This window comes from Pseudomonas germanica, from assembly GCF_019614655.1.
Classification (GTDB): Bacteria; Pseudomonadota; Gammaproteobacteria; order Pseudomonadales; family Pseudomonadaceae; genus Aquipseudomonas; species Aquipseudomonas neuropathica.
Window position 1 is genome coordinate 1,255,004 of the sequence record NZ_CP071586.1, and the last position, 14,026, is coordinate 1,269,029.

Annotated in this window: 13 protein-coding genes; 7 read left to right on the forward strand and 6 right to left on the reverse strand. The window is 60.3% G+C overall.

The genetic code is table 11. The features are described 5' to 3' along the window. The first annotated feature begins 8 nt into the window (after positions 1–8). The 4 genes from J0G10_RS05375 to J0G10_RS05390 all read left to right on the forward strand — a co-directional run bounded on the left by J0G10_RS05375 (position 9) and on the right by J0G10_RS05390 (position 5,749). Positions 9–1,454 carry an aldehyde dehydrogenase family protein gene (locus J0G10_RS05375; protein ID WP_093435896.1) on the forward strand — a complete coding sequence of 482 codons (1,446 nt, stop codon included), beginning with the start codon at positions 9–11 and terminating at the stop codon, positions 1,452–1,454. A gap of 146 nt (positions 1,455–1,600) precedes the next feature. After that, on the forward strand, positions 1,601–2,962 hold the full coding sequence (locus J0G10_RS05380; RefSeq protein ID WP_095049741.1) for an MFS transporter: 1,362 nt from the start codon (positions 1,601–1,603) through the stop codon (positions 2,960–2,962). 11 nt (positions 2,963–2,973) lie between these two features. Then, positions 2,974–4,527 (forward strand): galactarate dehydratase, encoded by a 1,554-nt coding sequence (gene garD, locus J0G10_RS05385; RefSeq protein ID WP_034154460.1) that lies wholly within the window; start codon positions 2,974–2,976, stop codon positions 4,525–4,527. Between the two features lie 280 nt (positions 4,528–4,807). After that, on the forward strand, positions 4,808–5,749 hold the full coding sequence (locus tag J0G10_RS05390; RefSeq protein WP_016984178.1) for an AEC family transporter: 942 nt from the start codon (positions 4,808–4,810) through the stop codon (positions 5,747–5,749). A gap of 84 nt (positions 5,750–5,833) precedes the next feature. On the opposite strand, the gene J0G10_RS05395 is transcribed toward J0G10_RS05390, so the two are convergent. The 6 genes from J0G10_RS05395 to gatC all read right to left on the reverse strand — a co-directional run bounded on the left by J0G10_RS05395 (position 5,834) and on the right by gatC (position 11,047). Beyond that, the gene (locus J0G10_RS05395) at positions 5,834–6,211 is read right to left on the reverse strand and encodes a carboxymuconolactone decarboxylase family protein (protein WP_007915345.1); all 378 of its coding nucleotides are present in this window, start codon (positions 6,209–6,211) and stop codon (positions 5,834–5,836) included. Then, complete coding sequence (locus J0G10_RS05400) at positions 6,208–7,269, reverse strand: calcium/sodium antiporter (RefSeq protein WP_095049742.1); 1,062 nt, start codon at positions 7,267–7,269, stop codon at positions 6,208–6,210. The genes J0G10_RS05395 and J0G10_RS05400 overlap by 4 nt, the downstream gene beginning before the upstream one ends. Positions 7,270–7,315: 46 nt before the next feature. After that, positions 7,316–7,690, reverse strand: coding sequence for a septal ring lytic transglycosylase RlpA family protein (locus tag J0G10_RS05405; protein ID WP_095112682.1), 375 nt, complete (start codon positions 7,688–7,690; stop codon positions 7,316–7,318). Positions 7,691–7,835: 145 nt separating this feature from the next. After that, a complete protein-coding gene (gene gatB, locus J0G10_RS05410; RefSeq protein ID WP_095125392.1) occupies positions 7,836–9,281 on the reverse strand; it encodes an Asp-tRNA(Asn)/Glu-tRNA(Gln) amidotransferase subunit GatB in 1,446 nt (481 codons plus the stop codon). A 10-nt stretch (positions 9,282–9,291) separates the two neighbouring features. After that, entirely contained in the window at positions 9,292–10,743 is a 1,452-nt protein-coding gene (gatA, locus tag J0G10_RS05415) for an Asp-tRNA(Asn)/Glu-tRNA(Gln) amidotransferase subunit GatA (RefSeq protein WP_220557806.1), read from the reverse strand. Between the two features lie 16 nt (positions 10,744–10,759). Next, the gene (gene gatC, locus J0G10_RS05420) at positions 10,760–11,047 is read right to left on the reverse strand and encodes an Asp-tRNA(Asn)/Glu-tRNA(Gln) amidotransferase subunit GatC (protein ID WP_007901429.1); all 288 of its coding nucleotides are present in this window, start codon (positions 11,045–11,047) and stop codon (positions 10,760–10,762) included. Between the two features lie 211 nt (positions 11,048–11,258). Here gatC and mreB point away from each other — a divergent pair, with 211 nt between their 5' ends. The 3 genes from mreB (at position 11,259) to mreD (ending at position 14,023) form a co-directional block, all read left to right on the forward strand. Next, on the forward strand, positions 11,259–12,296 hold the full coding sequence (mreB, locus tag J0G10_RS05425) for a rod shape-determining protein MreB (RefSeq protein ID WP_002555108.1): 1,038 nt from the start codon (positions 11,259–11,261) through the stop codon (positions 12,294–12,296). 141 nt (positions 12,297–12,437) lie between these two features. Beyond that, positions 12,438–13,532, forward strand: a complete 1,095-nt coding sequence (mreC, locus tag J0G10_RS05430) for a rod shape-determining protein MreC (protein WP_220558833.1) — start codon at positions 12,438–12,440, stop codon at positions 13,530–13,532. Further along, on the forward strand, positions 13,532–14,023 hold the full coding sequence (gene mreD / locus J0G10_RS05435) for a rod shape-determining protein MreD (RefSeq protein WP_034154468.1): 492 nt from the start codon (positions 13,532–13,534) through the stop codon (positions 14,021–14,023). The genes mreC and mreD overlap by 1 nt, the downstream gene beginning before the upstream one ends. Positions 14,024–14,026 lie beyond the last annotated feature (3 nt).

Below are 14,026 nucleotides of genomic sequence, written 5' to 3' on the forward strand. Positions count from 1 at the left end.
CTGCCCCTGTGACAACTGCAAAACGCTACGACAACTACATCAACGGTGAATGGGTTGCCGGTGCCGACTACTCGGCCAACATCAACCCTTCGGAACTGAGCGACACCATCGGCGACTACGCCAAGGCTGATCTGACTCAGGTTCACGCCGCCATCGACGCCGCCCGCGCCGCGTTCCCGGCGTACTCGACTTCGGGCATTCAGGCCCGTCACGATTCGCTGGATAAAGTCGGCAGCGAAATTCTCGCCCGTCGCGAAGAGCTCGGCACCCTGCTGGCCCGGGAAGAGGGCAAGACCCTGCCCGAAGCCATCGGTGAAGTGACCCGCGCCGGCAACATCTTCAAATTCTTCGCCGGTGAATGCCTGCGCTTGTCCGGCGACTACGTGCCTTCGGTGCGTCCGGGCGTCAATGTAGAAGTGACTCGCGAAGCGCTGGGCGTGGTCGGTCTGATCACCCCGTGGAACTTCCCGATCGCGATTCCTGCGTGGAAAATCGCCCCGGCCCTGGCCTACGGCAACTGCGTGGTATTGAAACCCGCCGATCTGGTTCCGGGCTGCGCCTGGGCACTGGCGGAAATCATTTCCCGCGCAGGTTTCCCGGCTGGCGTGTTCAACCTGGTGATGGGCAGCGGTCGCGTGGTTGGCGATGCGTTGGTGCAGAGCCCGAAAGTCGACGGCATCAGCTTCACCGGTTCGGTGGGTGTGGGTCGTCAGATCGCGGTCAACTGCGTGTCGCGCCAGGCCAAGGTTCAGCTGGAAATGGGCGGCAAGAACCCGCAGATCATTCTCGATGACGCCGACCTCAAACAAGCGGTCGAGCTGTCGGTGCAGAGCGCGTTCTACTCCACCGGCCAGCGTTGCACCGCGTCGAGCCGCTTGATCGTGACTGCCGGGATCCACGACAAATTCGTCGAAGCCATGGCCGAGCGCATGAAGTCGATCAAGGTCGGCCACGCGCTGAAATCCGGCACTGATATCGGCCCAGTGGTTTCGCAAGCGCAGCTGGAACAGGACATGAAGTACATCGATATCGGCCAGTCCGAAGGTGCGCGTCTGGTCAGCGGCGGTGGCTTGGTGACCTGCGACACCGAAGGCTACTTCCTCGCGCCAACCCTGTTTGCCGACAGTGAAGCGTCGATGCGCATCAGCCGCGAAGAAATCTTTGGCCCGGTGGCCAACATTGTTCGCGTGGCCGATTACGACGCGGCGCTGGCGATGGCCAACGACACCGAGTTCGGTCTGTCGGCGGGTATTGCGACCACCTCGCTGAAGTACGCCAACCACTTCAAACGTCATTCGCAAGCCGGGATGGTGATGGTCAACCTGCCGACCGCTGGCGTCGATTACCACGTTCCGTTCGGCGGCCGTAAAGGTTCATCCTATGGATCACGTGAGCAAGGCCGCTATGCGCAAGAGTTCTACACGGTCGTGAAGACCAGCTACATCGGTTCCTGATAAGGCAATACCCCTGTAGGAGTTGCCGAAGGCTGCGATCTTTTAAGATCAAAAGATCGCAGCCTTCGGCAGCTCCTACAGGGAATAGATGCAAGACCAAAGAAGATTCACCCGCGCATAAAAATAATCAGTGGGAGTACATCTACATGCAATCGTCCAAGCCGACTCACGTCCGCTATTTGATCCTGCTCATGCTGTTTCTGGTGACCACGATCAACTACGCCGACCGCGCCACGATCGCCATCGCCGGCTCCAGCCTGCAAAAAGATCTGGGCATTGACGCGGTCACCCTCGGCTATATCTTCTCCGCATTCGGTTGGGCCTATGTGGCCGGGCAAATTCCCGGCGGCTGGCTGCTCGATCGCTTCGGCTCGAAAAAAGTCTATGCCCTGAGCATTTTCACTTGGTCGCTGTTCACCGTGCTGCAAGGCTTTGTCGGTGAGTTCGGCATGTCCACCGCCATCGTTGCGCTGTTCATGCTGCGCTTCCTCGTGGGCCTGGCTGAAGCGCCTTCGTTCCCCGGCAACGCGCGCATCGTCGCCGCGTGGTTCCCGACCGCTGAACGCGGTACCGCTTCGGCGATCTTCAACTCGGCGCAATACTTTGCCACCGTGTTGTTCGCACCGCTGATGGGCTGGATCGTTTACTCCTTTGGCTGGGAGCACGTGTTCATCGTTATGGGGATTCTCGGGATCATCTTCTCGCTGGTCTGGCTGAAAGTGATCTACAGCCCGCGTGAACACCCGCGTATCAACGAAGCCGAGTTCAAACACATCGCTGAAAACGGCGGCATGGTCGATATGGACCAAAAGGGCAAAAAGTCCGACGGTCCGAAGTGGGATTACATCCGTCAGTTACTGACCAATCGCATGATGCTCGGCGTGTATCTGGGCCAGTACTGCATCAACGGCATCACCTATTTCTTCCTGACCTGGTTCCCGGTGTATCTGGTGCAAGAGCGTGGCATGACCATTCTCAAGGCCGGTTTCATTGCCTCGTTACCGGCAATCTGCGGCTTTATCGGCGGCGTACTCGGCGGGGTGATTTCCGACTATCTGCTGCGCAAGGGCCACTCGCTGACCTTCGCGCGCAAAGCGCCGATCATTGCCGGCCTGCTGGTTTCCAGCAGCATCGTTGCCTGCAACTATGTTGAAGTGGAATGGATGGTCGTTGGCTTCATGGCTTTGGCCTTCTTCGGCAAAGGCGTTGGTGCACTCGGCTGGGCAGTGGTTTCCGACACTTCGCCAAAACAGATCGCCGGCCTGAGTGGAGGCCTGTTCAACACCTTCGGCAACATTGCATCGATCACCACGCCGATCGTGATTGGCTACATCATCAGCTCCACTGGCTCGTTCAAATGGGCGCTGGTGTTTGTCGGTGCCAACGCACTGGTCGCGGTGTTCAGCTATCTGGTCATCGTTGGCCCTATCAAACGTGTGGTCCTCAAAGAGCCGCCAACCAATGGCGGTACTGAAGCCACCGGTAAATTGTCTCAAGCGCATTCCTGAGGAGCGGCGTCATGCAGTTGATTGAACATTCCGACTCGCCGCGCCACATCCGCCTGCACGAGCGGGACAATGTGGTGGTCGTGGTCAACGACCAGGGCGCTCCGGCCGGCACTGAATTTGCCGATGGCCTGGTGACGCTGGAATTTGTGCCGCAGAGCCACAAGGTCACCCTTGAAGACATTCCCGAGGGCGGCCAGGTGATTCGCTACGGTCAGGTGATTGGCTACGCGTTGCAGCCGATTCGCCGAGGCAGTTGGGTCAAGGAAGATCAACTGCGCATGCCGACCGCGCCGCCGCTGGACAGCTTGCCGCTGTCCACCGAGGTGCCGGACGCGCAGGCACCGCTGGAAGGTTTCACGTTCGAGGGTTATCGCAACGCCGACGGCACCGTCGGCACGCGCAACATTCTCGGCATCACTACGACCGTGCAGTGCGTCACCGGCGTGCTTGATCACGCGGTAAAACGCATCAAGGAAGAGCTGCTGCCGAAGTATCCGCACGTCGATGATGTGGTGGCGCTGACTCATAGCTATGGCTGCGGCGTGGCGATTACCGCCACCGACGCCTACATCCCGATTCGTACCGTGCGCAATCTGGCGCGCAACCCGAACCTCGGTGGTGAAGCGCTGGTGATCAGTCTGGGCTGCGAGAAATTGCAGGCCGGGCAGGTCATGCACGAGGACGATGCTTCGGTGGATCTCAGCGATCCGTGGCTGTATCGCTTGCAGGACTCCAGTCACGGTTTCACCGAGATGATCGAGCAGATCATGGCGCTGGCCGAAGTCCGTTTGAAGAAACTCGACCAGCGCCGCCGCGAAACCGTGCCAGCGTCCGAGTTGATCCTCGGCATGCAGTGCGGCGGCAGCGATGCGTTTTCCGGCATCACCGCCAACCCGGCGCTGGGCTACGCCTCGGATTTGCTGTTGCGGGCGGGGGCGACGGTGATGTTTTCCGAAGTCACCGAAGTGCGCGATGCGATTTACCTGCTGACTTCACGCGCCGAAAGCAAAACCGTTGCCGAGGAGCTGGTGCGCGAGATGGACTGGTACGACCGTTACCTGGCCAAGGGCGAAGCGGATCGCAGCGCCAACACCACGCCAGGCAACAAGAAGGGCGGGCTGTCGAACATTGTCGAGAAGTCGCTGGGTTCGATCGTCAAGTCCGGCAGCAGCGCAATCAATGGCGTGCTTGGCCCTGGCGAGCGCTTCAAGCAGAAGGGTTTGATTTTCTGTGCGACCCCAGCGAGTGATTTTGTTTGCGGGACGTTGCAGTTGGCGGCGGGGATGAACCTGCATGTGTTCACCACCGGGCGGGGTACGCCGTATGGTTTGGCGATGGCGCCAGTGGTGAAGGTCTCGACGCGTACGGAGTTGGCGCAGCGCTGGCCGGATCTGATCGATATCGACGCCGGGCGGATTGCTACCGGGCGGGCGACCATCGAGGAGTTGGGTTGGGAGCTGTTTCACTATTACCTGGATGTGGCGAGCGGCAAGCAGCAGACATGGGCGGAGAAGCACAAGCTGCATAACGACATTACGTTGTTCAATCCGGCGCCGATTACCTGATGGTTTTTTGACGGGGGGAGTAAAAGCTACCCTCATCGGAACGCCGCCCGCCCATCCCTCTCCCGGGGGGAGAGGGGGCCGATCCGGGAATATTTAAGAAGTACATCGACCTGAAAGTGCTTTGCCGAATCCATAATCGACTCGGTCTTGCAGGTCGATGTATGCCGCAAAACACCTCGGTCAGTCCCCTCTCCCTCGGGGAGAGGGTTAGGGTGAGGGGCTTTTCAAGCTTTTGGCTTATCATTAGCCCCCTAACGACGCTCACCCAAGGCTCCCCGGCATGCTGGCAATCTTTCTCGAAACCCTGAACATCACCGCGCCGGTTTTTGCCATGCTGTTTCTCGGTGTGCTGCTCAAGCGCATCGACTGGATCAACGACAACTTCATCCACACGGCCTCGTCGCTGGTGTTCAACGTCACCATGCCGGCGCTGCTGTTCCTCGGCATTCTGCATGCCGACCTGCACGCCGCGTTGCAACCGTCCCTGCTGATCTACTTTTCCCTCGCCACGCTGGTGAGTTTTGCCCTGGCCTGGGGCTGGGCGATTTTCAAATGCCCGCGCGAAGATCGCGGCATCTACACCCAGGGCGCGTTTCGCGGCAATAACGGCGTGATCGGTCTGGCGCTGGCGGCGAGCATGTACGGCGATTACGGGATTTCCCTCGGGGCGATTCTCGCGGCGCTGGTGATCCTGTTTTACAACACGCTGTCGACCATCGTGCTCGCGGTATACAGCCCGGTGATCAAATCCGATCCGTGGAGCATCTGCAAAAGCGTGTTCAGCAATCCGTTGATCATCAGCGTGATTGCGGCAGCACCGTTTGCCTATTTCAAGATTGGTTTGCCGGGCTGGCTGGAAACTTCCGGCCAGTATCTGGCGCAGACCACCTTGCCATTGGCGCTGATCTGCATTGGCGGCACTCTGTCGCTGGCGGCGCTGCGCAAGAGCGGCAACATGGCGCTGAGTTCGAGTCTGGTGAAGATGGTTGGTTTGCCAGTGCTGGCGACCCTGGGGGCGTGGTTGTGGGGCTTTCGTGGGGCGGAGTTGGGGATTCTGTTTCTGTATTTCGGTAGCCCGACGGCGGCGGCAAGTTTCGTCATGGCGCGGGCGGCGCAGGGCAATCATGAACTGGCGGCGGCGATTATCGTAATGACCACGTTGATGGCGGCGATTACCACCAACGTCGGGATCTTCGTTTTGCAGTGGGGTGGGTGGATATAAAGGCAAGATCAAAAGATCGCAGCCTGCGGCAGCTCCTACAGGAGACCGCATTTCCATGTAGGAGCTGCCGAAGGCTGCGATCTTTTAGCTTTTCTCGTAACTGTCGATCACTTCCTGCGCTGCCCGAAACGCATCGATCGCCGCCGGCACGCCGGCATACACTGCGCAATGCAGCAACGCCTCACGGATCTCGTCCACCGTGCAGCCGTTGTTCAGCGCGCCGCGCACATGACCTTTCAACTCTTGCGGGCACTTCAATGCGGTCAGCGCGGCGAGGGTGATCAAACTGCGGGTTTTCAGCGGCAAACCTTCACGATTCCACACGCCACCCCAGGCATGTTCATTGACGAAATCCTGCAACGGCTGGGTGAACTCGGTGGCGTTGCCCAGCGCGCGATCAACAAACGCATCGCCCATTACCTGGCGGCGGACTTCAACCCCGGACTTCTTCGATTCGGTCATGGTTTATCACTCTTGTGGTGTTGGCGGCGCCAGGCGCGGATCGACGTGAACAGCAGGAACGTCAACAGCGTCGGCAAGACATAAAACAGCATCAGCCGCTCAAGCTTGCCGGCCAGCGGCATGCCGGTGGTAAACGACACCACGTGCAGCCCGTACGCCAGGTACAAACCGAGCAACAGCAAACCTTCGGCGCGCGTCACGCGGTAGCCGGAATAGAACACCGGCAGGCACAGTGCGGCAACGCCGAGCATCACCGGCAAGTCGAAATCCAGTGCGTTCGGCGACACCGACAGCGGCGTCGGTGCGATCAATGCGGTCAGGCCGAGCACCCCGAGCAGGTTGAACAGGTTGGCGCCGATCACGTTGCCGACGGCGATGTCGCGTTGTCCGCGCAAGGCTGCGATCAATGACGTAGCCAGTTCCGGCAGCGACGTGCCGACGGCCACCACGGTCAGGCCGATGACGCGCTCGGAGAATCCAAGATCAGTAGCTACCACAACCGCGGCGCCCAGCAGCAGATGCCCGGCAAACACCAGCATCGCCAGACCGATAACGATCATTAACAGGCTGCTGAACCACGAGGCTTGCGCCGTTTCAGGATGTTCCGAATGCGGTCGCGTCGAATGCCGTGACTGGCGCAGCAGTAAACCGAGATACAACGCCAAAGCCGCCAACAATAGGATGCCGTCGAAGCGCCCGATCTCTTCATTCCATGCCAGCACGAATACCAGCAGGCTGGCACCGATCATCAGCGGAATATCCAGGCGCACCAGTTGCCGCGAGACGCGCAGAGGAATGATCAGCGCGGAAAGCCCTAGGGTGACAAGGATATTGAAGATGCTGCTGCCGACCACACTGCCGACGGCGATGTCCGGGTTATGCGCCAGCGCCGCTTGCAGGCTGACGGCCATTTGCGGTGCGCTGCTGCCGAGGGCGACGATGGTCAGGCCGATGATCAGCGGTCGCACATGCAGGCGTGCTGCCAGGCGCACCGCCGCGCGCACCATCAGTTCGGCGCCGAAGATCAGCAGGCACAGGCCGGCGAGCAGTTCGATCACGCTGATCAGGGGTAAATCGGCTAATCCGAAAATGGTCAGCGCTCCATCAGTCGTCGAGAGCCTGCACGCGAACCCGCGCGGTGCCGCTGCGCAGCATGCCGAGTTGTTCGGCGGCCTCACGGGACACATCGATCAGGCGTCCACGGGTATGCGGGCCACGGTCGTTGATGCGGACCACAACAGATTCATCGTTTTTCAGGTTGGTGACCTTCACCCGCGTGCCAAAGGGTAGCTGGCGGTGGGCGGCGGTCAGGGAATTCTGGTTGAACGGCTCGCCACTGGCGGTCCGTTTACCGTGGTGCTTGGCACCGTAATAAGAGGCGACACCGGTCTGGTCGTAACCGTGCGGGTCGATGATGTCGGTGCTGGCGCAACCGGCCAGCAAGGAGAGCAGGGCGCAGGCGCCGAGCAGACGTTTCATTCAGATACTCCAAAGTGATCGTTCCCACGCTCCAGCGTGGGAATGCATCCCGTGACGCTCTGCGTCACACCGCAATGGACGCGGAGCGTCCGGGGCGGCATTCCCACGCAGAGCGTGGGAACGATCCCCGAGCGCGGGGCCAGAATCAGCCTTCGAGCTTGCTTTTCAGCAGTTCGTTCACTTGCTGCGGGTTGGCTTTGCCTTTCGACGCTTTCATCGCCTGACCGACAAAGAAGCCGAACATCTTGCCGCGTTTGGCTTCATCAGCCGCACGGTATTGTTCAACTTGCTCGGCGTTGGCCGCGAGCATTTCGTCGAGCACGGCCGAGATCGCGCCGCTGTCGGTAACCTGCTTCAGGCCACGTTTTTCGATGATCTCGTCTGCGCTGCCTTCACCGTTGGCCATCGCTTCGAACACAACCTTGGCAATCTTGCCGGAGATGGTGTTGTCCTTGATGCGCAGCAGCATGCCGCCCAGCAGTTCAGCGGAAACCGGCGACTCGTCGATGTCCAGGCCTTGCTTGTTGAGCAGGCTGCCCAACTCGACCATCACCCAGTTCGCCGCCAGTTTCGCGTCGCCGCCGATGGCTGCGACTTTCTCGAAGTAGTCCGCTTGCTCACGGCTGGTGGCCAGCACGTTGGCGTCGTACGCCGACAGACCGAACTGGCTCTGGAAGCGCTCGCGTTTTTGCGGTGGCAGTTCCGGCAGGGTGGCGCGCACCTCGCCGAGGAACGACTCTTCGATGACCACCGGCAGCAGGTCCGGATCGGGGAAGTAACGGTAGTCGTTGGCTTCCTCTTTCGAACGCATCGGACGGGTCTCGTCCTTGTTCGGATCGTACAGACGGGTCTGCTGGATCACTTTGCCGCCGTCTTCGATCAGCTCGATCTGACGCTGGATCTCGGAGTTGATCGCCTTCTCGATGAAGCGGAACGAGTTGACGTTCTTGATCTCGCAGCGCGTGCCGAACTCAACCTGGCCTTTCGGACGGATCGACACGTTGCAGTCGCAACGCAGCGAGCCTTCGGCCATGTTGCCGTCGCAGATACCCAGATAACGTACCAGCGCGTGGATCGCCTTGACGTAAGCCACGGCTTCCTTGGCGCTGCGCATGTCCGGCTCGGACACGATTTCCAGCAGCGGTGTGCCGGCACGGTTCAGGTCGATGCCGGTGGCACCGTTGAACTCTTCGTGCAGGCTCTTGCCGGCGTCTTCTTCCAGGTGCGCGCGGGTGATGCCGACACGTTTGACCGTGCCGTCTTCCAGGGCGATGTCCAGGTGGCCCTTGCCGACGATCGGCAACTCCATCTGGCTGATCTGGTAGCCCTTCGGCAGGTCCGGGTAGAAGTAGTTCTTGCGCGCGAACACGTTGTGCTGACCGATCTCGGCGTCAATCGCCAGACCGAACATCACCGCCATGCGCACCGCTTCCTGGTTCAGCACCGGCAGAACGCCGGGCATACCCAGGTCGATCAGGCTGGCCTGAGTGTTCGGCTCGGAACCGAATGTGGTGGAACTACCGGAAAAGATTTTCGACCGGGTAGTGAGCTGAGTGTGAATCTCCAGCCCGATCACGACTTCCCATTGCATGTGTGTCTCCTCAGAAGCCGGTTGGGGTGCGGGTGTGCCAGTCAGTGTTGAGCTGATACTGGTGGGCAACGTTCAACAGGCGACCTTCCTGGAAATACGGCGCGAGCAACTGCACGCCCACCGGCAGACCGTCGACAAAACCGGCCGGCATCGACAGGCCCGGCAGGCCCGCGAGGTTGGCGGTGATGGTGTAGACGTCTTCCAGATAGGCAGCGACCGGGTCGCTGTTCTTGGCGCCGAGTTTCCAGGCCGGGTTCGGCGTGGTTGGGCCGAGGATGATGTCGACCTCATTAAAGGCAGCCATGAAATCGTTCTTCACCAGGCGACGGATCTTCTGCGCTTTCAGGTAGTAGGCGTCGTAGTAACCGGCGGACAGCGCGTAGGCACCGACCATGATCCGGCGCTGCACTTCCGCGCCGAAGCCTTCGCCACGGGAGCGCTTGTACAGGTCGATCAGGTCTTTCGGTTGCTCGCAGCGATGGCCGAAACGCACGCCGTCGAAACGCGACAGGTTCGAAGACGCTTCTGCCGGCGCGATCACGTAGTACGCAGGGATCGCGTGCTGCATGTTCGGCAGGCTGATTTCCTTGATCACCGCACCGAGCTTCTGCAGCTCTTTGATGCTGTTCTGGATCAGCTCGGCTATGCGCGGGTCGAGACCGGCGCTGAAGTATTCCTTCGGCACGCCGATGCGCAGGCCTTGCAGCGAGTCGCCGAGGCTTGCGGAGTAATCCGGCACCGGCTCATCGATGCTGGTGGAGTCGTTCTGATCGAAGCCGGCCATACCTTGCAACAAAATCGCGCAGTCTTCGGCGGTGCGCGCCAACGGGCCGCCCTGATCAAGGCTGGAGGCGTAAGCAATCATGCCCCAGCGCGAAACACGACCGTAGGTCGGTTTCAGGCCGGTGAGGTTGGTGAACGCAGCTGGCTGACGGATCGAGCCGCCGGTGTCGGTGGCCGTGGCCGCAGGCAACAGACGAGCGGCTACTGCCGCCGCCGAACCGCCGGACGAACCGCCCGGCACGTGTTCCAGGTTCCACGGGTTTTTCACCGCGCCGTACCAGCTCGACTCGTTGGCCGACCCCATGGCGAATTCGTCCATGTTGGTCTTGCCCAGGGTCACAGCGCCGGCAGCCGCCAGTTTTGCAACCACGGTGGCGTCGTACGGAGCCTTGAAGTTGTCGAGCATCTTCGAGCCACAGCTGGTGCGAATGCCCTGGGTGCAGAACAGGTCTTTGTGAGCGATCGGCGCGCCGAGCAGGGCGCCGCTCTCACCGTTGGCCCGGCGTGCATCGGCGGCTTTCGCCTGCTCGAGCGCCAGCTCTTCGGTGAGGCTGATGAAACTGTTGAGCTGCGGATCGAGCTGGGTGATGCGCGCCAGCAGGACTTTGGTCAGCTCTTCGGAGGAAAACTTTTTATCGGCGAGACCGCGGGCGATCTCGGCCAGAGTCATTTGATGCATTGCAGGCTCTTTCCCTTTAGTCGATGACTTTCGGAACCAGATACAGGCCGTTTTCGACCGCTGGTGCGATGGATTGGTAGGCCTCGCGGTGATTGGTCTCGGTCACAACGTCGGCGCGCAGGCGCTGACTGGCTTCCAGCGGGTGGGCCAGAGGCTCGATTCCGTCGGTATTAACAGCCTGCATTTCGTCGACCAGACCGAGAATGCTGTTGAGGGCGGAAGTAATGTGTGGAAGATCGGCATCATTAAGGCCAAGGCAGGCCAGATGAGCGATTTTTTCCACGTCGGAGCGTTCTAGCGCCATCGGGATTCTCCTGTGGAAAACAGAACGGACGGCGTCCGTGTGTTAGATTGTCGGAACACTACCGCACTTCTACGGTCATAAGGCCGCGATTGTGGGGCTTGGTGCACAGAAAAGCGGCCAATTTAACATATTGGCGCCTTGCCCAAAATCCCTGTCGTTGTTAGAGTTTGCCGCACTTTTTTACCCACGCGTTGCCTAGGGTCCCTTTCCCATGTTCAAGAAACTGCGTGGCATGTTTTCCAGCGATCTTTCCATTGACCTGGGCACTGCCAACACCCTTATTTACGTGCGCGAGCGCGGTATCGTCCTGAATGAGCCATCGGTTGTGGCCATTCGGACACACGGTAACCAGAAAAGTGTCGTTGCTGTCGGCACCGAAGCCAAGCGCATGCTCGGCCGTACGCCGGGCAACATTGCTGCCATTCGTCCGATGAAAGACGGCGTGATCGCCGACTTCAGCGTCTGCGAAAAGATGCTGCAATACTTTATTAACAAGGTTCATGAAAACAGCTTTCTGCAGCCTAGCCCTCGTGTGCTGATCTGCGTTCCATGCAAATCCACCCAGGTTGAGCGTCGCGCCATCCGTGAATCGGCCCTCGGTGCCGGTGCCCGTGAAGTGTTCCTGATCGAAGAGCCAATGGCGGCTGCGATCGGTGCCGGCCTGCCGGTCGAAGAAGCGCGCGGCTCGATGGTCGTGGATATCGGTGGTGGTACCACTGAAATCGCGCTGATCTCCCTGAACGGTGTGGTGTATGCCGAATCCGTCCGCGTTGGCGGCGACCGCTTCGACGAGGCGATCATCACTTACGTGCGTCGTAACTACGGCAGCCTGATCGGTGAATCCACCGCTGAGCGCATCAAACAGGAAATCGGCACGGCCTACCCGGGCGGCGAAGTTCGCGAAGTCGACGTTCGCGGTCGCAACCTGGCCGAAGGCGTTCCACGCGCATTCACCCTGAACTCCAACGAAGTGCTGGAAGCTCTGCAAGAGTCCCTGGCAACCATCGTTCAGGCTGTGAAAAGTGCCCTGGAGCAATCGCCGCCGGAACTGGCTTCCGACATCGCCGAGCGTGGCCTGGTGCTGACCGGTGGTGGCGCGCTGCTGCGTGACCTCGACAAGTTGCTGGCCCAGGAAACCGGTCTGCCAGTGATCGTTGCCGAAGATCCGCTGACCTGTGTGGCTCGCGGCGGTGGCCGTGCATTGGAAATGATGGATAAGCACACCATGGACCTGCTCTCGAGCGAATAAGTCGCCGAGTGCAATACGTGGGTGAGCGCGCAGGCAGCACTTTGCAGTGCTGCCTGTTGGCGTTTATCTTCTGTCAGTCTTCATCCAGGCCGGTTTGATGCCGTATGAATAAACAGAACATTTGCCTGGGAGGAGCGGCTTATTAAACCGCTTTTCGCCAAGGGCCCTTCGTTGGGCGTGCGCCTGTTGGTGCTGGCCGTGCTATCGATCGCGCTGATGGTGGTCGATGCCCGCTTTGACCTGCTCAAGCCTGCGCGCAAGCAAGCGTCGCTGGTGCTGATGGATGCCTACTGGATCACCGACCTGCCGGGTCGCTTGTGGGAAGGTGTCGCCAGCCAGTTCGGCAGCCGCACCGAGCTTGTCGCCGAAAACGAAAAACTCAAAACCGAAAACCTGCTGCTGCAGGGGCGCATGCAAAAGCTTGCCGCCCTCACCGAGCAGAACGTTCGGTTGCGCGAGTTGCTCAATTCCTCTGCACTGGTCAACGAAAAGGTCGAAGTGGCCGAGTTGATCGGCATGGACCCCAACCCGTTCACCCATCGCATCATCATCAATAAAGGTGAGCGTGACGGTGTGGTGCTCGGTCAGCCGGTGCTCGATGCGCGCGGTCTGATGGGCCAGGTGGTCGAGTTGATGCCTTACACCTCGCGTGTCTTGCTGCTCACTGACAGCACACACAGCATTCCGGTACAGGTCAATCGCAACGGGCTGCGGGCCATTGCCAGCGGCACCGGCAACCCTGAGCGCCTGGAGTTGCGCCACGTCGCCGACACGGCCGATATCAAGGAAGGCGATCTGCTGGTCAGCTCCGGCCTTGGTCAGCGTTTCCCGGCAGGCTATCCGGTCGCGACGGTGAAGGAAGTGATCCACGATTCCGGTCAGCCGTTCGCCATCGTTCGCGCCGTACCGACCGCCGCGCTGAACCGCAGCCGCTACATGTTGCTGGTGTTCAGCGACAACCGCACCGCCGAAGAGCGTGCCAACGATGCGGCGCAAGCGCAGGAAAATCTTGATGCTTTTGGCGGCGGCCCGATTATTCCGGCCACTGTACCGAAAACCGTGACCCCGCCTGCCGCAGCCACTGCGACGCCCGCGACGCCTGCCGCACCGACCGCCGCCGCTAGCGCCACACCGGCCAAGCCCGCGGTAAGCAAACCGCCAGCTGCCCAGCCGGCTGCGCGACCTGCGGCCAAACCGCCCGTCAATGCACCAGCGACAACCGGGAGACAAGAATAATGGTCGGGGCTACCGCATCGCGTAACGGCTGGATTGTCTGGCTGACGTTTGTTGTCGGCATACTCCTGAGCGTGTCGCCATTACCGATTTTCATGGAGATCCTGCGCCCGCTTTGGCTGGCTTTGCTCCTGACATTCTGGGCTTTGTATATGCCGCACACGGTGGGCATGGTCACGGCGTTTTGCCTGGGCCTGGCCGAAGACGTGCTGCAGGGCGATCTGCTCGGTCAGAATGCGCTGATCCTGACCCTGATCACCTTCCTCGTATTGTCATTGCAACAACGCCTGCGGATGTTCCCGATGTGGCAGCAATGCCTGGTAATTCTGGTGATTTTCGGCCTCGCGCAACTGGTGCAATTGTGGCTCAGTGCCTTGACCGGTAACCGTCAACCAACCCTGGCGCTGGTACTTCCGGCGCTGGTCAGCGCCTTGCTCTGGCCTTGGGTCAGCTTTGCCCTACGCGGATTGCGCCGACGCTACAAAATCAATTGAGCC